The organism is Niastella caeni (assembly GCF_004834005.1).
GTDB classification, from domain to species: Bacteria; Bacteroidota; Bacteroidia; order Chitinophagales; family Chitinophagaceae; genus Niastella; species Niastella caeni.
In genome coordinates this window covers 1409423-1429125 of sequence record NZ_STFF01000001.1, presented here as the reverse complement: position 1 = coordinate 1429125, position 19703 = coordinate 1409423, and the positions used below count along the sequence as shown (strand labels likewise).

Here is a 19703-nt window from a genome sequence, read left to right as displayed (position 1 = left end):
GCAAAAGGTAACCGAGAGGTAAGCAAGGGGGTAAGCTTTAGGTAAGCAATAGGTAAGCAATGGGTAAGGATGACTCGTCGCAGTTGTTGAAGATCAGATGCTTGCAAAGCATTGAGGTAACCAATAGGTAAAGAACAGGTAAGGAACCGCTTGGGCCATATTATAAAAAATGCGCTCCGATACATCGGAACGCATTATAAAATATTAATTTACTAATGTTTAGTTGTTAAGTTTGGTAAACCCTCCATCAATAGGATAATCGCAACCGGTGATGAAGGATGCTTCATTTGAGCAAAGGTATAATGCCAGGTAACCAATTTCTTCCGGCTTGCCCATGCGGCCGATAGGCTGCGTTTTGGAGAGCTTTTCAAACATTTCTTCTTCTTTACCCGGATAGTTTTTCGACAGGAAGCCATCTACAAAAGGCGTATGCACGCGGGCCGGTGAAATGCAATTGCAGCGGATGTTGTATTTAAGGTAATCCTTGGCAACAGACAACGTCATGCCCACTACGGCGCCTTTGGTCATGGAGTAAGCAAAGCGATCGGGTATGCCAACCAGTGAGGCAATGGAAGCCATGTTTACGATAGAACCGCCGTTCTGTTTCATGTGCGGTAGAACGGTATGTAAACAGTTATATACGCCTTTTACATTCACACTAACCAACCGGTCGAAGTCGGCTTCGGCGGTAGTGTCGGCAGTGCCAATGTGCGCAATGCCGGCGTTATTGATGAGAATATCGATGGAACCGCCGGCGGCGATGCCATCAACTAATTGTTGTACGTCGGCTTGTTTTGATACATCGCACTTGTAGAATTGCGCTTTACCACCTGCTGCTGCAATTTCTTTTACTACGTTGGTGGCGCCCTGTTCATCCATATCTAAAATATGTACGGTAGCACCTTGTTGCGCAAATACGGTGGCAATGGCTTTTCCTATACCGCTTCCGCCACCGGTAATGATGGCTGTTTTATTGTCGAGTCTGAACATGATTGCAAGTTATATCTTAACGGCCAAACCTTTTGGGAATGGCCGTTATGTTTATTGGTATTTAAGATTGATAAATAGCATTAGGTCGATTTAACTTTATATCCTTTCCAACCGAAATACAGCACCACTATAAAACAGACTAATGGAATGATGTACCCGTTTTGAATATTGCCCGTCATGTCAGAAATGCGACCCATTAAAAGTGGTAATAACGCACCACCTACAATTGACATAATGATAAGGCTTGAACCTATTTTGGTATCTGATCCCAATCCCTGTATGCCTAATGAGAAAATGGTCGGGAACATAATAGACATAAAAAAGGCAACACCAATAAGCGCGTATACAGTTATCATTCCACTGCTTATAATAGCAATGGCTGATAATACGATATTAATGCCAGCATAGATCGCTAATAACTTGTTAGGACTAATAAATTTCATAAAGAAGGTGCCAACAAAACGGCCCACCATAAATGCCAGTCCATAACCTAATCCTAAATAATCAGCCGCCGCTATTTCACTGATGTTAGCCGCTTTCACCGCTACATTAATAAAGAAGCTGGACACACAAACCTGGGCGCCTACATAAAAAAACTGTGCTATTACCGCCCAGATCAAATGCTTATGCCGGGTTGCATGTGCGAAACTGGATGGCTTACCTTCTTCTTCCTTTATTTCGGGAAGTTTGGTTAAAGCAAAGATCAGGGCAACAACCAGTATTATTATTCCAAGCGTTAAATAAGGTCCTTTTACTGTGGCTGCTTCTGCCGCCAGATAGGCATCCAGCGCCTGGGGTGTCATGGCTGCTTTTTGCGCTTCGGTTAAATTCGTTCCTGACAGAATGAACCTTCCACCGATCATAGGCGCTACCACAACGGCCAGGCCATTAAATGATTGGGCGAAATTTAACCGTTGCGTAGATGATTCTTTTGGTCCAAGCAATGCGGCATACGGATTAGCTGCAGTTTCTAGAAATGTAAGTCCGCTTGCAATTACAAAAAGCGCGCCCAGAAACAAAGCATATTCCCGGGTATTGGCAGCCGGTATAAACAGGAGGGAACCTACACCAAACAGCAATAACCCTAAAAGAATTCCTGACTTATATCCATACTTTCTCATTACAAATCCGGCCGGCAATGCCATAACGAAATATGCAATGAAAACGGAGAAGTCGACCAGGGATGATTGTAAATAGTTTAAGGTAAAAGCTTTCCGCAAATGCGGTATTAAGATCGGGTCCAGGTTATGTACAAATCCCCAAAAGAAAAATAAGCTGGTCACTAATATAAAAGGGAAAAGATAACTTTTTTTCTGATCCTGATTAAGGGTGGTGGCGGTCGAAGATGTTGGTAGGGCCATGCAATCGGGAGTTTATGTTTTTGTTTTAGATTCTATATTAAGTTAATGAACGGTCGAGGTGGGTGTACCCGCCATCCACGTAAATGATCTGTCCCGTTGTGTGACTCGAACGATCACTGAGCAGGAATACCGCCATATCGGCGATCTCTTCCGAGGTAGTGAACCGTTTTTCCAATGGGATCTTCGAAACGATCTGGGCTAATTTCTCTTTCGGATTCGGCAGCGTATTGATCCAGTTCTCATATAATGGTGTCCATACTTCAGCCGGTATTACCGTATTCACGCGAATAGAATAAGGTAATAATTCAACAGCCCATTCACGCGTTAATGCATTGATGGCGCCTTTTGATGCTGCATAACCAGAGGTATTTCCCTGACCGGTGTCTGCTACTTTAGAACCGATATTGATTATAGAACCCTTTGTTTGCTTCAGGTAGGGCAATGCATAGTGGGCCAGGTTATAAAAGTGACTGAGGTTCTTTTGAAGCGATTCAAAGAATTTTTCCGGTGAGCCACTTTCCAACCCAACACCATCATTCACTCCGGCATTATTGATAACACCATCAATGCGACCGAATTCTTTTACGGTAAAATCAATAACCTCTTTGCAAGCTGCTGTTTCGGCCAGTTCCACAGCAATGCTGGCGGCTTTACCTTTTGCTTTTATAATTTCATCAACTTTAGCCTGGTTATCTTCTTTCTTTCTTCCTGCAATAACTACTATAGCACCTTCGGCCGCAATGGAACTACTTATGGCAGCACCAATCCCTTTGGCACCTCCGGTAACAATATATACTTTGTTGGTGAGATGTAAATCCATGTTAGTTATAAATTATAGAATTGTATAGCATTACGGCCAAAAACTTTCTCCCGCTCTTCGGGCGAATAGTTTTCCATGTATTTATCCAATAAACTTTTCCATTGTACATAAATGCCGCTGAGCAACATCACTGGCCAGTCGGTGCCGAATAATAACCTGTTGGTGCCAAAAGCTTCAAACACCACATCGAGGTACGGATAAAAATCAGCCGCACTCCATTCTTTCCATTTTGCTTCTGTAAACAAACCCGACAGTTTGCAACTTACATTCGGGAAGGCGGCCATTTCTTTCATCAGTCGTTTCCACTCATCGATGTCTTTATGCCTGATGGCGGGTTTTGCGCAATGATCAATAACAAACGGTTGATCAGGGAATGCGCGTACAAAATCAATGGCCGGTTGCAACTGGTTATGGAAGATGAGAATATCGTACGTATAGTTGTATGCCTGTAAAGCAGCAACGCCGCGACGGAAATTTTCTCTTGCCAGGAAATCGAGCGGCTCACCCTGCACCACATGGCGGTACCCTTTGATGATGGGGTACTGTGAAAAGTATTGCAGGCGTTCACCAATGTTATCGGCCTGAAGATCTATCCAGCCTACTACGCCTTTGATAACAGGATGTGTTTTGGCCAGTTCAACCAGGAAATGCGTTTCCATTTCTGTTTGTGTAGCCTGCACTGCCACCACGCCATCAACATCATTTCGTTTTAATGTAGACGAGATGTGTTCGGGTAGATAATCCTGCTGAAGCGTCTTCATGGTATTATCTATCCAGTCGTAGGTTATTTTATCGTATTTCCAGAAGTGAACGTGTGAATCGATCACGGCTGTTCGCTCCGGATCACCACCAGCAGTGGCATCGGCGAAGTCAGCATCGTAATATTTTTTCATGTTCATGGGTAATGACATTTACTTTTTTCAGGGAAGGCCAAATATCTTTTCCATCACTATCCATTTTTCGCCGGGCTTGGCCCAGGGAAGTGCCTGTTGAAACTTCCACATAAGGGTTTCCCATTCCTGAACTTTAGGATTGGCGGCATCGGCCTTGGCCTTTTCTGCAGGAGAATACTGATCATTGGTTTCCATGATCATGAAAAGGCGGTTACCCGTGCGGTAAATATCCAGCACATCAATACCGGCCGACTTAATACTATGAATGATCTCGGGCCACACCTGTTGGTGGTAGCGTTCGTAATCTGCAATTAATTCCGGATCGTTTTTCAAATCCAGGGCAAGGCAATAACGTTTCATTATGTTTCTGGTTCTTTTATGGGTGAAGTCATTAACTATTCGGACTTTCCGAATAAGAAAACTACAAGAAATTATAAACTATAAACAATAAACTATTTATATGCAACAACCACTTGTTTACTTGTTCCCAATCCATCAATCCCCAACTCCATCACATCACCGGGTTTTAAATAAACCGGTTCAGGCTTCTGGCCCAGGCCAACACCTGCTGGTGTACCGGTACTAATGATATCGCCCGGGAGCAGGGTCATGAACTGGCTCAGGTAAGAAATTAAAAATGGTATCTTATAAATGAGGTTGCCCGAGTTGCCATCCTGCATCATTTTACCATTTACAGAAAGCCACAACCTTACATTATTGATATCTGCAATTTCATCGGGCGTCACTAACCAGGGACCGAGCGGTGCAAAGGTGTCGCAGCTTTTGCCTTTCACCCATTGACCATTGCGTTCCAACTGGAAAGCACGTTCGCTAAGGTCATTGTGCAGCATGTAACCTGCGATATAATCATTCGCATCTTTTTCTTCAACATAGGATGCCTTTTTGCCGATCACAACCGCCAGCTCTACTTCCCAATCGGTTTTGGTACTATTCTTAGGGATCACCGTTTGATCGTTGGGGCCGCACATGGCTGTAGTGGCTTTAAAGAACACCACAGGCTCAGTAGGCACGGCCATATTGCTTTCTTTAGCATGGTCGATATAATTCAACCCAATGCATATAATTTTTGAAGGACGGGCCAACGGGGCGCCTAAACGCTCACTGGCATCAACAACTGGACAAGCCGACTGGTTTGTTTTTAACCAGGTCGCCAAACGGGAAATACCATTGTTGGTGAAAAATTGCTCGGTATAATCTTCTCCAAAAGCGCTCGTGTCAATTCTTTTTCCATCGGGTAATTCAATACCAGGCTTTTCCTGTCCTGATTTTCCAAAACGTATAAGCTTCATTTTTCCAGTATAATTTTTTGATGGCCGAAACTATTTCATTTTCACTGCAAACCAAACGAAAAAATTTGGAATCCTTCCCGGAAGTTTGGCATTTTATTCAATTATAAAAACAGGAGCCGAGCAATGCTAACAATCATTAGTTTTTTTGAACTAACTTTAGGCCGATTTTGTAATGCTTGCAACTATGAATTATACGCCAGTTAATAAAGTCAGGATCGTTACCGCCGCTTCCCTTTTTGATGGTCATGATGCAGCTATTAATATTATGCGCCGCATTTTACAGTCGAAAGGCGCCGAGATCATTCATTTAGGCCATAACCGGTCGGTAGCGGAGATCGTAGAATGTGCTATTGAAGAAGATGCCCAGGGCATTGCCATTACCAGTTACCAGGGTGGCCATGTGGAGTTTTTCAAATACATGAAGGACCTGTTGGATGAGAATGGTTGCGGGCATATTAAAATATTCGGGGGTGGGGGCGGAACCATTCTGCCGCAGGAAATTACCGAGCTGCATAATTATGGCATCACCCGCATTTATAGCCCCGATGATGGCCGCCGGCTTGGGTTGGAAGGGATGATCGAGGAGGTGATCAGGTTGTGCGACTTCGCGGTCAATGGCAATCCTGCTAATTTTAAAAACGAGCTCAGGCTGGGAGAGTGGAAAGATATCAGAAAGATCTCCCGCGCTATTTCCAATGCAGAAAATAAGGTGAATGGCAGTAAGCCGGCTACTAAATCTCCATCCGGCATCCCGGTTTTGGGAATAACCGGCACTGGCGGCGCTGGTAAATCATCTGTTACCGATGAAATTGTGCGGCGGTACCTCAATGCCTTTCCCGAAAAAACGATCGCGGTAATTTCTGTTGATCCCTCCAAAAAGAAAACAGGCGGCGCTTTGCTGGGCGACCGCATTCGCATGAACAGCATTCATTCTCCCCGCGCTTATATGCGCTCCCTCGCTACCCGCGACAGCGATATTGCGTTAAGCGAACATGTACAGGACGCTATTGATGTGTGCAGAGAAGCGACCTTTGACCTGATCATCCTGGAATCGGCCGGGGTTGGACAAAGCGACGTAAGTATCCTGGACTATTGTGATGTGAGCTTATATGTGATGACGCCCGAGTATGGCGCTGCTTCGCAACTGGAGAAGATCAATATGCTCGATTATGCCGATGTAATTGCCATAAATAAATTCGATAAAAGCGGCGCGCTGGATGCATTGCATGATGTTCGCAAGCAATTCAAACGCAATCATGGTTTGTGGACGGCCAAGGATGAGGAGCTGCCGGTCATCGGCACTATTGCCGCTCAATTCAATGATGCGGGTATTAATGAGTTGTTTGAGAAATTAATAGTAACCATCACAACAAAAACGGGTGTTCAGTTCGGGCAGATCGACCTGCACGCACACATTAAAGATACTACTACCAAATCGCAGATCATTCCACCCAAACGGGTTCGTTATCTTTCAGAAATTGCTGATGCCAACAGGACCTACGATACCTGGGTGAAAGAACAGGGCGCACTGGCCTCACAGTTATACCAGGTGCAGGGAACGCTGAATGCAGTTGCAAACTTATCTGGTCCGGTAAAGGATGAATTAACAGCCATTAAAAAAGCACTGCAAGAAAAATTACATCCTGAGTGCAGGAAATTGATTGAACAATGGCCTGCGCTCGTTATAAAATATAAAGCTGATTTCTTTGAATACCAGGTTCGGGATAAAATGATCAAACAGTCGATGATCACCAGATCGCTCAGTGGTACCAGAATACCTAAAGTGGTATTACCTAAGTACAACGACTGGGGCGATATTCTTACCTGGCAGTTGCAGGAGAATATTCCCGGTGAATATCCTTTTACATCGGGTGTGTTTCCTTTGAAGCGCGAAGGCGAAGACCCCACGCGAATGTTTGCCGGTGAAGGCGGCCCCGAGCGTACCAATAAACGCTTTCACTATGTATCGCTCGATCAACCCGCCCGGCGATTGTCTACTGCGTTTGACAGTGTAACCTTATACGGAGAAGACCCGGCTCACCGTCCCGATATTTATGGTAAGGTGGGCAACAGCGGTGTGAGCATTGCTACGGTGGATGATGCTAAAAAGTTGTACAGCGGCTTCGATCTCTGTGATCCCAAGACTTCTGTAAGCATGACCATTAATGGCCCTGCTCCTATTATACTGGCGTTTTTTATGAATGCGGCAATTGATCAGCAATGTGAAAAGTGGATTGAAGCGAACGGTGAATGGTCAAAGGTGAATGGTCAATTAGGAAAGCTATTTAAGTATTTACCCAAACCAATTTATTACAATCCTTCTTCTCCTGAACGCTTGCCTGACGGGAATGATGGATTAGGATTGAAATTATTAGGCGTATCGGGAGAAGACGTGCTGCCAAAAGAAGTGTATGAAAAGATGAAAGCCGAAGCGCTTGCCCAGGTGCGTGGTACCGTGCAGGCAGATATTCTGAAAGAAGACCAGGCGCAGAATACCTGCATCTTCAGTACCGAGTTTGCTTTGAAACTGATGGGTGATGTGCAGGAATATTTTATACAGCAGAAGGTGCGCAACTTTTACAGCGTAAGTATCAGCGGGTATCATATTGCAGAAGCAGGCGCCAACCCCATTACCCAACTGGCGTTTACGTTGGCGAATGGATTTACCTATGTGGAATATTACCTTAGCCGCGGAATGCATATCGATGAATTTGCACCGAACCTGTCATTCTTCTTCAGCAATGGCATGGACCCTGAATACAGCGTAATTGGCCGTGTGGCGCGTCGCATTTGGGCGAAGGCCATGAAGTTTAAATACAAAGGCAATGATCGTAGCCAGAAGTTAAAGTATCACATTCAAACTTCCGGTCGCAGTTTGCACGCCCAGGAAATTGACTTCAATGATATTCGTACAACGCTGCAGGCATTGTATGCTATTTATGATAACTGTAATAGTTTGCATACAAATGCTTACGATGAGGCTATTACAACACCCACCGAAGAAAGTGTTCGCCGGGCTATGGCCATACAGTTGATCATTAACCGCGAATTGGGCAGCGCCAAAACCGAGAACTTTATACAGGGTTCTTTCTTAATTGAAGAAATGACCGACCTCGTTGAAGAAGCCGTTCTGGCGGAATTCGATCGCATAACCGAACGCGGCGGCGTACTGGGCGCTATGGAGCGCATGTACCAGCGCAATAAAATTCAGGAAGAAAGTTTGTATTACGAAAGCTTGAAACACAGTGGTGAATTACCCATCATTGGTGTGAATGCTTTTCTTAATAAAAAAGGAAGTCCCACCATTTTACCAGGCGAAGTAATTCGCAGTACTACCGAAGAAAAAGAACAACAGATCCAAAACCTCCATGCTTTCTGGAAGCGTAATGAAAGCAGGTCTGCCGACATGTTGAACCGCCTTAAGAAGGTAGCCATCAACAATGGAAATATATTCGAAGAATTGATGGAAACCGTCAAATATTGTTCATTGGGACAAATAACCCATGCCTTGTTTGAAGTGGGCGGGCAGTACAGGAGAAACATGTAAGTTTTTATGAAAGTATTGAGCTAAGCGGATCGGTGTTCTGTAGTAGGAAGTAAGAAGAGCTTGTATTTTATACCTCTTACTTCTGCTTTTTATATCAACTTTGACTCATTATAAGTTTGTAGAATCAATTGAAAGATAACTTCGGTTATCCACTTGAGTAATAATTTCCTCATTTAATTTCCCAATGTATGGCACACCAATCTATGGTGCTGCATAACACGCCACGCCAGAAATCGAAGTACGGATGAAAGCCTATACTTTATGCGTTTTCTTCCGGGCTTTTTTCTTTACAGCTTGCTTTGCTTTTTTATAAAGCACCTGGCAGTTCTCGCAATAGAATGTGCGGCGATTGGTTTTGCCCAGGTATTTTTTTATAACAGGGATGTTACAACGCGGGCAGGTTTTTTTGGTGTGCACCAGCCAGTGTTTTTTCAGCACAAAAGCTTTTTTCCAGGCCAGGAAATCATAGCTGTAATTACAGGCTTCGTTGATGAGTTCGGTGAGTTTGCGTGGTGGAAGTGAGTGAATGGTATTTTCGGGATGAACTTTAATACGGAACAACACTTCATTTTTTATAATGTTACCCACACCCGAAAAAATGTTCTGATCTAATAATGCATCGCATACGAGTTGGCCGGGTTGCGCTTTTAACTTTTTCCGAGCTTTTTTGGGGGCCCAGTTTTCATTAAGCACATCGCTGGTCCAGTCGTATACCAGATCGAGGTCTTCTTCTATTATTCTAATTGAACAGCTGTATAAATACAGGTCGCCGTTAGGGAAATGAAGTTGGAGCCGGGGAGCCTTTTTGGTTTGTTCATTAACGCTATAAGAGCCAAACAGGAGAAAGTGAATACGCAGGGTGAAACGAGGCAGACAGATGAGAAAATGTTTACCCCAGCTTTTAAAGTCAGTTACTTTTTGATTGACCAACCTGTCTTTATCAATGGATGAATTACCGGTTGCAGACAATATTGTTTTGCCTTTGAATGGCTGAACGGCTTCATTGAGAATGACGATACTTGGCCCTTCGGGCATAAACGAATAAACTTTTGTATGATACAATATTGTTCCCTATAGGCAGGGAAAAAAGAGGTGGTAGCGTTTTATATGAAGAGTTCGTCACTGAGTACAGAATTCCACAATTATACTAAGTAGCTTTATCACGGGTATTGCGGATGAGGCCGACGCCGGCAAAGAAAAAGATAGCGCCTAACACGCCGTATAGTATGATTTGCTTAATATTATGCGCATTGGCTCCGCCATTAATAAAGTTTACACCAGCCAGTATGAGTCCAACTACGCCGGCCAGTGCGAGTATAATGCCCAAAGCTCGTTTTTCCATAAATATGCTTTGGGGTATTATGGCAAAGGATGTGCCCCGGGAGCGGTATTCGTACTTTATTGATAAACATGGCCAAATTCCATTATATTTGCTGATATATAATTTTATCTGCAGGACCTTGCTCCGCAAACACCTAAATATCATTTCATCTTGCGCTTTACAGAATTCGGTTTTCACCCTGACTTATTAGAAGGCATCGACGCCTCCAATTATGAAAATGCTACCCCCGTACAGGAGCAGGTAATACCTCCCATTTTAGCTGGTAAAGATATTATCGCATCTGCCCAAACGGGTACCGGTAAAACAGCCGCTTTTTTGCTGCCGCTTATCCATCGTTTGCTGAATCACCGCATTGAAGGACAGGTAGGCGCCCTGGTAATTGTGCCTACCCGTGAGTTGGCGATACAAATTGCCCAGCACCTGGAAGGGCTTGCCTATTTTACCAACCTCAGCTCTATTGCTGTTTACGGGGGTAATGATGGCAGTAACTTCATTGCCGAAAAGAAGGCGCTGCAAACAGGTACGGATATCGTTATCTGCACCCCAGGCCGGATGATCGCCCACCTGAATATGGGATATGTACAATGGAAACAATTGCAGTTCCTTGTGCTGGATGAAGCAGACCGCATGCTTGATATGGGATTTTCAGATGACATCAATAAGATCATTGCTTCGCTGCCGGCCAAACGGCAAACCTTATTGTTTTCAGCTACCATGCCCGAAAAGATCCGTCAACTGGCCAGGAAGATCCTGACCGATCCTGCTGAGATCAATATCGCTATTTCAAAACCACCGGAAAAGATTGTGCAGAAGGCTTTTGTGGTTTATGAACCGCAGAAACTTCCTTTACTGAAACATATTTTAGGGAATGTTCCCTTTAAAAGTGCGCTTATATTTTGCAGTCGCAAACAAAGCGTAAAGTCATTGGTGCGTGATCTGCAACGGGCCCGTTTTCGTATTGAAGAAATACACAGCGACCTGGAACAGGCGCAACGCGAAAATGTGTTGAATGGCTTTACCAGTGGACGTATACCCATTCTCGTGGCCACCGATATTTTAAGCCGCGGAATTGATATCGATACCATTGACCTGGTTATTAATTTCGATGTGCCCCGCGATGCAGAAGATTATGTGCATCGTATTGGACGTACGGCCAGGGCTGAGGCGGATGGCATGGCGTTTACGCTGGTAAGTCAGACAGAACAAAATAAGTTTGCCGTTATTGAGAAATTAATCGGGAAACCGGTTGATAAAGCTGCTGTGCCGGAAGAATTTGGCAAAACACCTGAATATCAACCGCAATTTCGCTCGAAGAACAGGGGCGGAGGAAGGAGGTTTCATCAGGGCAGGCCGAATAATGGAAGGCAACGAGGAAATAAGGCGTAAGGGAGGAGGCATAAAGGTAACGAAGCAACAAGGCAAAGGCAAAATGGCAATTTAATGTACAATATGTTTTCTTTGCCCATTGTCAGTTGCCTGTTGCAGATTAGTTACCCCCCTTTGGAAGGCTGGGGTTATTAAAACAATCTTAATTGAACTCCTTTTGATCTTTTAGGTTTTTTCGCTTCACCCATCACGGTTCTTCCACCATAGCGCCATGATTCGTTGCGCTCTTTTTCTATAAGCTGTTCGAAGTTGCTATTGGGAATGAAATTCTCTTCTGCTTTTTGAGAAAGTTCGGTTAGTTTTTTAATGGCCTGCAATTTATCGCTCTGCCCGATCTTTGCTTTTTGAACAGCCTGGTGCAGGGTATTGATGGTTTCATCATATACTTTAGTAGGAACCGGAAACGGATGTCCGTCCTTACCACCATGTGCAAAGGCAAACCGGGCCGGATCTTTGAACCGGGAATTAGTGCCGTGAATAACTTCGCTTACTAACGCAAGTGATTGTAAGGTGCGTGGGCCCATTCCTTCCAGCATTAATAATTCTTCAAAATCAACCGGCTTCTTCTCATGGGTAAGCCATAACATGGCGCCCAATCTTTTCAGGTCTACATCCTTTGCCCTAACATCGTGATGCGCCGGTAAAATGAGTTGTTGTTGAATTTCTGGTAACAGATAGGAAGGTGATTCTTTTGATAAGGACACAATGCCAGAGCGGGTAGAAGCGGCATCTTTATCAACAAGATTTAAAATATTACCCGATTGCAATCCGCATATGGCGGTATGTGGCTCGTTGACGAATGATTGTAATTGTTGCGAATGCCAGTGATAACGCCGCGCAGTGCCGGTGGCATCATTCAATCCTTGTTGTACTACCGTCCACTCACCTTCATTGCTTACAATAAAAGTGTGCAGGTATAATTGAAAGCCATCCTGAATAGCAGTGTTATCAACTTTAGCGCTGAGTTTGCTGCAATGAACTAGTTGCTGCGCATTCAAACCGGTTTGTTCGCCGATCGCTACTAATTCATTGGGTACCTGGCGGGAGTGTTTTCCTTTTCCCCCACAGATGTAAATGCCTAACTCTTTTGACAAAGGATTGATCGCTTTTTTCAACGCTCCTAATACAGAAGTAGTAATGCCTGAAGAATGCCAGTCCATACCCATTACCGCACCCAGGCTTTGGAACCAGCAGGGATCGCTGAGCCGGCGCACCCACTCGGCCTTTCCATATTCCATAAGGATCACCTCGGTTATGGCAAGGCCTAATTTGGCCATGCGTTCGGCAAGCCAGGGCGGAACAGCGCCATAATGTAAAGGAAGATCTGCGGTGCCGGAGCGTTTCATGATGCTAACGAAGTTAGTATATAATTACTAAATCTGCTAATTGATAAACTGCTGCAAGCCAAATGCAGAACCTGCCTGTGTACAGGTAAACGCCTAAGCAGTATTGTATTGGCCAGCGAGAGATGAATTTCAAATAATATAGAATCTGAAGTCCCGACAATCGGTAAACAGAAAATTACGAATATAAAACTCTCTCCATTGGGGGAGGGTATGAGAAAAAGCGCAGGAAGAGTGACCAGCCCAGCCACTCATTACTGTAATGATTTTTCCTATGCTTGTGGTTCAGAAAGGGCCTCATTCGTTTCCGGTTTTGGGTTTTTCAACAGGTAACATCACGTTCGCAAGCGCCTTGTTGCAAACGCCCGTAACCAACAAGGATATTATGCTACCAGGCCTCCCTGGCAATACGGAATCTGTTATCAGCAATTTCCTGCGCTATGTTTAAGAACCTGAAAGTTGAGTTGTTGATAACCGGAGCCAAAACTAATATGTTGTTGTTGATGTTTGCCGTCAATGTGTGTGAACTGCAGATTTATGCATGTGAAACCAACCTTTTCAGGTAGTGAAATGTAAAAATTTATAATGTGTGGAGAACAATGGAATACCATTCTGGCAGATCACCATAAGATCGATGACACAAACAAACAATCGTAAGTGTCAATAAAAAATGATGACAAGTGTCAGTTTTACATTCAATGATCAAACATCTATTTCGGTCATCTTAATAATCTACCTGGTAAATAGAAATATTATAACAACAGATTATAACTCCAATATGTTATAATGTAACCGTTAATAGTATTTATTTACCGCTGGTGTATACAAATGCTGCTTACTGTAACACGCAGATACTTTTGCCGACTAAAACGTTAAATAATTTTAGTCCATGAAAAAGTTGATACTGATAATATTACCATTGTTGTTTTGTGCAGCAGTTACGAAGGCACAACAAATAACGGGTAATGTTAAAGATGACCAGGGAAAAGGCTTATCGGGAGCAACCGTAACACTTAAAAAAGTAAAAGACTCTGCACTGGTTAAACTGGCTGCTACCAATGCAGCCGGGCAATACTCATTTGCGAGTATAAATGCCGGTAACTATTTTGTTGCTGTTTCTTACACTGGCCACAAGGCCAAAACTTCTGCAGCATTCGAGGTAAGTGGTACTGGTGATGTCGCTGTACCGGAAGTTGTTCTTACTAAAACTTCAGGAAATTTAAAAGAAGTTGTTGTAGCGGCACGTAAACCTATGATCGAGGTTAAAGCTGATAAAACAATTTTGAACGTTGAAGGTAGTGTGAATGCAGTAGGTCAGGATGCCCTTGATCTGTTGCGTAAAGCTCCCGGCGTAATAGTTGATAAAGACGATAACCTCACCTTAAGTGGTAAAAACGGCGTTCAGGTATATGTTGACGGGCGTCCAACTCCTTTAAATGGAAAAGACCTGTCGGATTATCTCAGGACATTGCAATCTTCTTCTATTGAAGCTATAGAGATCATTACCAACCCTTCTGCCAAATACGAAGCGGCCGGTAATGCCGGTATCATCAATATCAGGTTGAAGAAGAACAAATCTTACGGTACCAATGGTTCAGTAAATGCCGGTTACAATCAGGGCATTACGCCTAAATACAACGGCGGTATCTCATTGAACCATCGCAACAAACATGTTAACCTGTTTGGTAACTATAGTTATAATGATAATACCAACGAGACTAATATCACCCTGCGCCGTGAGATCCTGGATACATTGTTTGATCAGAAATCTAAACTGAACATCGACACCAGGAGCCATAATTTCAAAGCCGGTATGGATTATTTCATAAATAAGAGAAGCACAATTGGTATTATGACCAATGGTTCTTTTTCTGATATGGATATGGATAACTATAGCCGCACTGAAATTTCATATATCCCAACCAAGCAGCCTGACAGGTTATTGATCGCTGATAATACGAATGCGAACAAGAAGAACAATATTAATGGAAACCTGAATTACCGGTATGCCGATTCTACCGGTCATGAGTTGAACATAGATGCAGATTTTGGCGCTTATCGTAATAAAAGCGATCAGTTCCAGCCAAACTACTATTTCGATCCAAACAACAACCCGTTATATAGTCGTATATATCACATGTTGGCGCCAACTGATATTGATATCTATAGCATGAAAGCTGATTATGAACAAAACTTTAAAAAAGGACGTTTGGGTGTAGGCGGTAAAGTATCTTTTGTTGAAAGCAATAATGACTTTAGGCGGTTCGATGTAGATCCTAATACAAAAGATGAAACACTGGATATTTTCCGCAGCAATAGTTTTGTTTATAAAGAGAATATTAACGCCGGGTATCTCAATTATAACAGGCAGTTTAAAGGCTTTATGATACAAGCCGGTTTGCGGGTAGAGAATACGCATGCCACCGGCCGCTCGCAAGGCATTAAACAAGATGCAGGTGGTAATTTTGTTACGTACGATTCTACCTTTACCCGCGATTATACAAACCTGTTTCCCAGTGCCGCCATTACGCTGAATAAAAAACCGATGAGCCAGTTCAGCTTTACGTATAGCCGCCGCATCGACAGGCCAAACTACCAGAACCTGAATCCTTTTGAATTCAAACTCGATGAGTATACCTATCAAAAGGGAAATACGGAATTAAGGCCGCAGTATACCAACAGCTTTGGTATTACGCATACCTATAAATACCGGTTAAATACCACGTTGAACTATAGTCACGTGAAAGATATCTTTTCACAACTGGTTGACGTTACTGAAAAGTCAAAAGCATTCATTACCCAAAAGAACCTGGCTACGCAGGACATTGTAAGCCTGAACATCAGCTATCCGTTCATGTACAAATGGTATAGCATTTTTGGTAACCTGAATGCTTACTATTCCAAATACAAAGCAGATCTGGGTGTTGACCGGAAAGTTAACCTGGATGTGTTTGCCTTTAACTTCTACGCCCAACAATCTTTCCGTTTGGGCAAAGGCTACACGGCTGAAATGAGTGGATTCTATACTTCTCCTTCCATTTGGCAGGGAACTATCAAGAGCAGTAAAATATGGAGCATAGATGGCGGGGTTCAGAAAACCGTGTTGAAAGGAAATGGCACTGTTAAAGCATCTGTAAGCGATATTTTCAGAACCTTTAAATGGAAAGGAACCAGCAATTTTGCAGGTCAGCAAACTTTAGCCAGCGGTAATTGGGAAAGCCGTCAGTTGAAGCTGAACTTTACTTACCGCTTTGGAAACAGCCAGGTAAAAGCAGCCCGTCAACGTAAAACGAGTCTGGAAGAAGAGAACAAACGTGCGGCTGACAGTGGCGGCGGCGGCATGGGCGGTGGTAATCAAAAATAAACGAGCCGTTTAATAACTATAAATGGGACTGACCAAAAAGGTTAGTCCCATTTATTTTTGGATTGATTGAGGGCTATCCAACCATCAAACTATCCAACCATTTAACTTACTTTGCAGGTGTTAAAAAACCTTTCGCTATGCGTTTATTTGCAGGCTCATTGTTATTTATAGCCACTATTTCAGCTATTGTATACAGTTGTGCGCATAATCCCTATGCTAAAACAAACAAGCAGTATAAAAAACAGGCGAAACAGCTGGCTAAAAACCTGCAACCTGTTCCCAATAAACTTTTTCTCGATTCAGCCATTATGCCGGTGTATGCAGTAGGTACTACCAATTTCGATCTGCGTAAACCGAATTTTGTGATCATTCATCACACCGCGCAAAACTCATGCGAACAAACATTAAAAACGTTTACCCTGCAGCGTACAAAGGTGAGCGCACATTATGTTGTATGTAAAGACGGCACCATACATCACATGCTGAATGATTACCTGCGCGCCTGGCAGGCCGGTGTAAGCAAGTGGGGTAATTTTACCGATCTCAATTCTTCCAGCATCGGCATTGAATTGGATAATAATGGGAGTGAACCTTTCCCGGAAACACAGATCACCAGTTTAATTAAATTACTGGATACGTTAAAACGAAACTACTCAATACCCACAGCGAATTTTATTGGCCATTCTGATATTGCGCCCGGTCGCAAAGTTGATCCCAGCGCCTTCTTTCCCTGGCAAACCCTGTCGCAGCGTGGTTTTGGTTTGTGGTACGATACCACGGCTGTTGTAATGCCGGCATATTTTAATGCACCGCAAGCTTTACGCATTATCGGTTATAATATTAAAGATACACTGGCCGCTATCCGTTCTTTCAAATTACATTTTATACCACAGGATACGGTGGCCATTCGTACTTTAACGGATGCTGATAAGAAAATCTTATTTGATTTGTCGCAGCGGTATCAATAGCCAGGAGCTATGGCAGTTCTTCACAATAATACCCGGCCTGTTGTAAAGTGGTTTCTACCGTGCGTGGGCAAAGGTCGGCAGATTCAATACGAAGGATCTTGTCTTTATCGTCCAGGTCAACATTCCAGCGCGTAATGCCCTGCAGGTTGTTGATATGCGGTGTTACAGCAGAGATCTGCTTTTTAAAGCGTAGATTGGTTTTAAATACAAGCACTTCCATAATGTATAGGCTGTATTAAGAAAACGGGTTTATATTTTTTGATCAGGTTCATTGGTAGTGAAACTCTTTTCATCAAAGCGGCTACCCCAGCCCCTGCATCTGTTCCATTCATCTTTAAACTTTTGTTTTTCTTCGGGCGTCATGTTTTCCCATTTAGCCATCATTTTTTGACGGAAACGATTTTTAAATTGTTCCTTTTTATGATGGAACCCGCCAAAACCGCTGAATAATATTTTAGACAATACCAGTATGCCCAAAGCCTGCCAGAAGGTGATCATTTTTACCCCCAGTACTCCGGGTAATATGGCGTTCCATAAGCTCATTACTATAAAGCTGAACAACATGACAAAAGCTGTAACACATATCAGGATCAAAACAGCTTTTCCAAACCAGAATCTACGTTTCATGTTACACGTTGTTTAATAATTTAATAATTCATCTTTCAATACACTTAACCGGTTGCGCAGATGCAATACCGCATAGCGTTTTCGGCTAAGCAGGGTATTTACCGTTTCACCGGTTCGTTCGGCAATTTCTTTAAATGGTACTCCTTCCAGTTCATTCAGGATGAATATCTGCTTTTGTTCTGCCGGAAGTTCATTGAGCGCATTGTTCAACTCTTCCCAGAACAGCGTTCGCAGGTAATCTTTTTCAGGGTTATCGCTGGCGTCGAATAAAAATTCTGTCCAGTTAAGCCCGCCTTCGTCACCTTCTTCTTCCCCAAACAGGTCTTCCAGAGCCTCGGGTCGCTTTTTTCGTTGCCGGTCGATTATTTTATTGCGAGCCACTGTAAACATCCAGGCAGTCATTTGCTCAATAGGCTGCGTGTTACCAATAAACTGGTAAAACACATCCTGCAATATATCCTCTGCATCGGCCTCATTATTTACCCGTTTGCGGATAAACCCCATGAGGCGTTTGCTATAGTCGGTGATGACCTGCGTTATATTGCGTTTCCTTTCTGCCGTCATGCCGTGTGCTATCGTCAGCGTCTCCTTCATGTATTATACCTGGGTAGACGACCAACGGATAGTTATATTTTAAAGATGGGTGAAAAAGTTGAAAAGTTGACGACCTAAAAAGTTGAAAAGGTTAAAAGATGGGAAAAAATGCCGCCAACTTGGTAACTTGTAAACCCTGAATTCATCAGGGCAAGCTCCGTTGACTTGAGAACTTAATCTAATATGAAATTCGGCAAACTACCTGAAAGTGAACTGAATACAGTTGATTTTAGCCTGCCGCAGGAACCTGCCGGCAATATAAAGATATTGGGGGGTGAAAAGCGAAACAAGGTAAGTATACACATCGGGTGCCCGCAATGGGGCGTACCGGGCTGGGTGGGTAAAATTTATCCGCCGAAAGCCAGGGAAAAAGATTTCCTGGCCAACTATGTACAGCATTTTAACGGCATTGAATTGAATGCCACCCATTATAAAATATACGATCAGGCGGCCATCGCCAAATGGGCCGATAAGGCCAATGGCCGCAACTTTATATTTTGTCCTAAACTGTACCAGGGAGTAACGCACCAGGGCGGTTTACGGGGAAAGGAAGGAATGGTTGCCGGGTTTTTGCAGGGGATAAAAGCATTCAAAGAACACCTGGGACCGGTGTTCATGCAATTAAGCGATTCGTTTAGCCCTGCCCGAAAAGAAGAGCTGTTTGCCTTTCTGCAATCCCTGCCAAAAGAGGTAACTTTTTTTCTGGAGCTGCGGCATCCCGATTGGTTTGTACAGGATGCGGTTCGAAAGGAATTATTTAATACGTTGTATTTACTAAAAACCGGAGCTGTTATAACTGATACTGCTGGCCGCAGAGATTGCGCCCATATGCACCTGACCATTCCCAAAGCATTTGTTCGGTTTGTAGCCAATAGCCTGCATCCCTCTGATTATATCCGCCTCGACACCTGGATAGCGCGTATCATTAACTGGATAGAACTGGGATTGCAGGAACTGTATTTTTTCGTGCACATGGAAGATGAATTGTATTCGCCTGAGTTGATCATTTACCTTACAGATAAATTAAATACCGCATGCGGATTGCAGCTCGCGCAGCCGAAGTTTATAGAACCGGAAGGACGGGCGGCTGGTTCGCAGATAAAATTTTTTGATTAACATTGGATCTGTGGGAACAACATGATCATTCTCACAAACAAC

The 19703-nt window shown here is 43.5% G+C and carries 17 protein-coding genes; 5 read left to right on the top strand and 12 right to left on the bottom strand.

All coding sequences use genetic code 11. The features are described 5' to 3' along the window. Nucleotides 1–219 precede the first annotated feature (219 nt). From FAM09_RS05650 to FAM09_RS05625, 6 genes are all read right to left on the bottom strand, one after another. Nucleotides 220–990: an SDR family NAD(P)-dependent oxidoreductase gene (locus tag FAM09_RS05650; RefSeq protein WP_136576069.1), complete on the bottom strand. Its 771-nt coding sequence runs from the start codon at nt 988–990 to the stop codon at nt 220–222. 80 nt (nt 991–1070) lie between these two features. Further along, entirely contained in the window at nt 1071–2351 is a 1281-nt protein-coding gene (gene fucP, locus FAM09_RS05645) for an L-fucose:H+ symporter permease (protein ID WP_136576068.1), read from the bottom strand. Nucleotides 2352–2388: 37 nt separating this feature from the next. Next, nucleotides 2389–3171, bottom strand: a complete 783-nt coding sequence (locus tag FAM09_RS05640; protein WP_136576067.1) for an L-fucose dehydrogenase — start codon at nt 3169–3171, stop codon at nt 2389–2391. A 5-nt stretch (nt 3172–3176) separates the two neighbouring features. Further along, nucleotides 3177–4070: an amidohydrolase family protein gene (locus tag FAM09_RS05635; protein ID WP_243751601.1), complete on the bottom strand. Its 894-nt coding sequence runs from the start codon at nt 4068–4070 to the stop codon at nt 3177–3179. A gap of 21 nt (nt 4071–4091) precedes the next feature. After that, the gene (locus FAM09_RS05630; protein ID WP_136576065.1) at nt 4092–4424 is read right to left on the bottom strand and encodes an L-rhamnose mutarotase; all 333 of its coding nucleotides are present in this window, start codon (nt 4422–4424) and stop codon (nt 4092–4094) included. 92 nt (nt 4425–4516) lie between these two features. Beyond that, nucleotides 4517–5374 carry a fumarylacetoacetate hydrolase family protein gene (locus FAM09_RS05625; RefSeq protein ID WP_136576064.1) on the bottom strand — a complete coding sequence of 286 codons (858 nt, stop codon included), beginning with the start codon at nt 5372–5374 and terminating at the stop codon, nt 4517–4519. A 184-nt stretch (nt 5375–5558) separates the two neighbouring features. On the opposite strand from FAM09_RS05625, the gene FAM09_RS05620 reads away from it, so the two are divergent. Continuing rightward, nucleotides 5559–8921, top strand: coding sequence for a methylmalonyl-CoA mutase family protein (locus tag FAM09_RS05620; RefSeq protein WP_136576063.1), 3363 nt, complete (start codon nt 5559–5561; stop codon nt 8919–8921). Between the two features lie 252 nt (nt 8922–9173). On the opposite strand, the gene FAM09_RS05615 is transcribed toward FAM09_RS05620, so the two are convergent. Together FAM09_RS05615 and FAM09_RS05610 are read right to left on the bottom strand one after the other, a co-directional pair. Further along, the gene (locus FAM09_RS05615) at nt 9174–9956 is read right to left on the bottom strand and encodes a DNA-formamidopyrimidine glycosylase family protein (RefSeq protein WP_136576062.1); all 783 of its coding nucleotides are present in this window, start codon (nt 9954–9956) and stop codon (nt 9174–9176) included. 112 nt (nt 9957–10068) lie between these two features. Beyond that, the gene (locus tag FAM09_RS05610; protein WP_136576061.1) at nt 10069–10263 is read right to left on the bottom strand and encodes a hypothetical protein; all 195 of its coding nucleotides are present in this window, start codon (nt 10261–10263) and stop codon (nt 10069–10071) included. Nucleotides 10264–10413: 150 nt separating this feature from the next. Here FAM09_RS05610 and FAM09_RS05605 point away from each other — a divergent pair, with 150 nt between their 5' ends. Next, the gene (locus FAM09_RS05605; RefSeq protein ID WP_136576060.1) at nt 10414–11649 is read left to right on the top strand and encodes a DEAD/DEAH box helicase; all 1236 of its coding nucleotides are present in this window, start codon (nt 10414–10416) and stop codon (nt 11647–11649) included. A gap of 131 nt (nt 11650–11780) precedes the next feature. Here FAM09_RS05605 and FAM09_RS05600 read toward each other — a convergent pair whose 3' ends face one another. Continuing rightward, entirely contained in the window at nt 11781–12995 is a 1215-nt protein-coding gene (locus FAM09_RS05600; protein ID WP_136576059.1) for a DUF763 domain-containing protein, read from the bottom strand. Between the two features lie 886 nt (nt 12996–13881). On the opposite strand from FAM09_RS05600, the gene FAM09_RS05595 reads away from it, so the two are divergent. Together FAM09_RS05595 and FAM09_RS05590 are read left to right on the top strand one after the other, a co-directional pair. Further along, the gene (locus FAM09_RS05595; RefSeq protein WP_243751600.1) at nt 13882–16356 is read left to right on the top strand and encodes a TonB-dependent receptor; all 2475 of its coding nucleotides are present in this window, start codon (nt 13882–13884) and stop codon (nt 16354–16356) included. A 137-nt stretch (nt 16357–16493) separates the two neighbouring features. After that, nucleotides 16494–17324 (top strand): N-acetylmuramoyl-L-alanine amidase, encoded by an 831-nt coding sequence (locus tag FAM09_RS05590; RefSeq protein ID WP_136576058.1) that lies wholly within the window; start codon nt 16494–16496, stop codon nt 17322–17324. A gap of 7 nt (nt 17325–17331) precedes the next feature. On the opposite strand, the gene FAM09_RS05585 is transcribed toward FAM09_RS05590, so the two are convergent. Genes FAM09_RS05585 through FAM09_RS05575 form a run of 3 tightly spaced genes read right to left on the bottom strand, consistent with a single transcriptional unit; the run spans nt 17332 to nt 18545 of the window. After that, on the bottom strand, nt 17332–17544 hold the full coding sequence (locus FAM09_RS05585; protein WP_136576057.1) for a hypothetical protein: 213 nt from the start codon (nt 17542–17544) through the stop codon (nt 17332–17334). Nucleotides 17545–17573: 29 nt separating this feature from the next. Continuing rightward, complete coding sequence (locus tag FAM09_RS05580) at nt 17574–17951, bottom strand: hypothetical protein (RefSeq protein WP_136576056.1); 378 nt, start codon at nt 17949–17951, stop codon at nt 17574–17576. A gap of 12 nt (nt 17952–17963) precedes the next feature. Then, nucleotides 17964–18545 carry an RNA polymerase sigma factor gene (locus FAM09_RS05575; RefSeq protein ID WP_136576055.1) on the bottom strand — a complete coding sequence of 194 codons (582 nt, stop codon included), beginning with the start codon at nt 18543–18545 and terminating at the stop codon, nt 17964–17966. A gap of 183 nt (nt 18546–18728) precedes the next feature. Here FAM09_RS05575 and FAM09_RS05570 point away from each other — a divergent pair, with 183 nt between their 5' ends. Then, nucleotides 18729–19661: a DUF72 domain-containing protein gene (locus FAM09_RS05570; RefSeq protein ID WP_136576054.1), complete on the top strand. Its 933-nt coding sequence runs from the start codon at nt 18729–18731 to the stop codon at nt 19659–19661. The last annotated feature ends 42 nt before the right edge of the window (nt 19662–19703 follow it).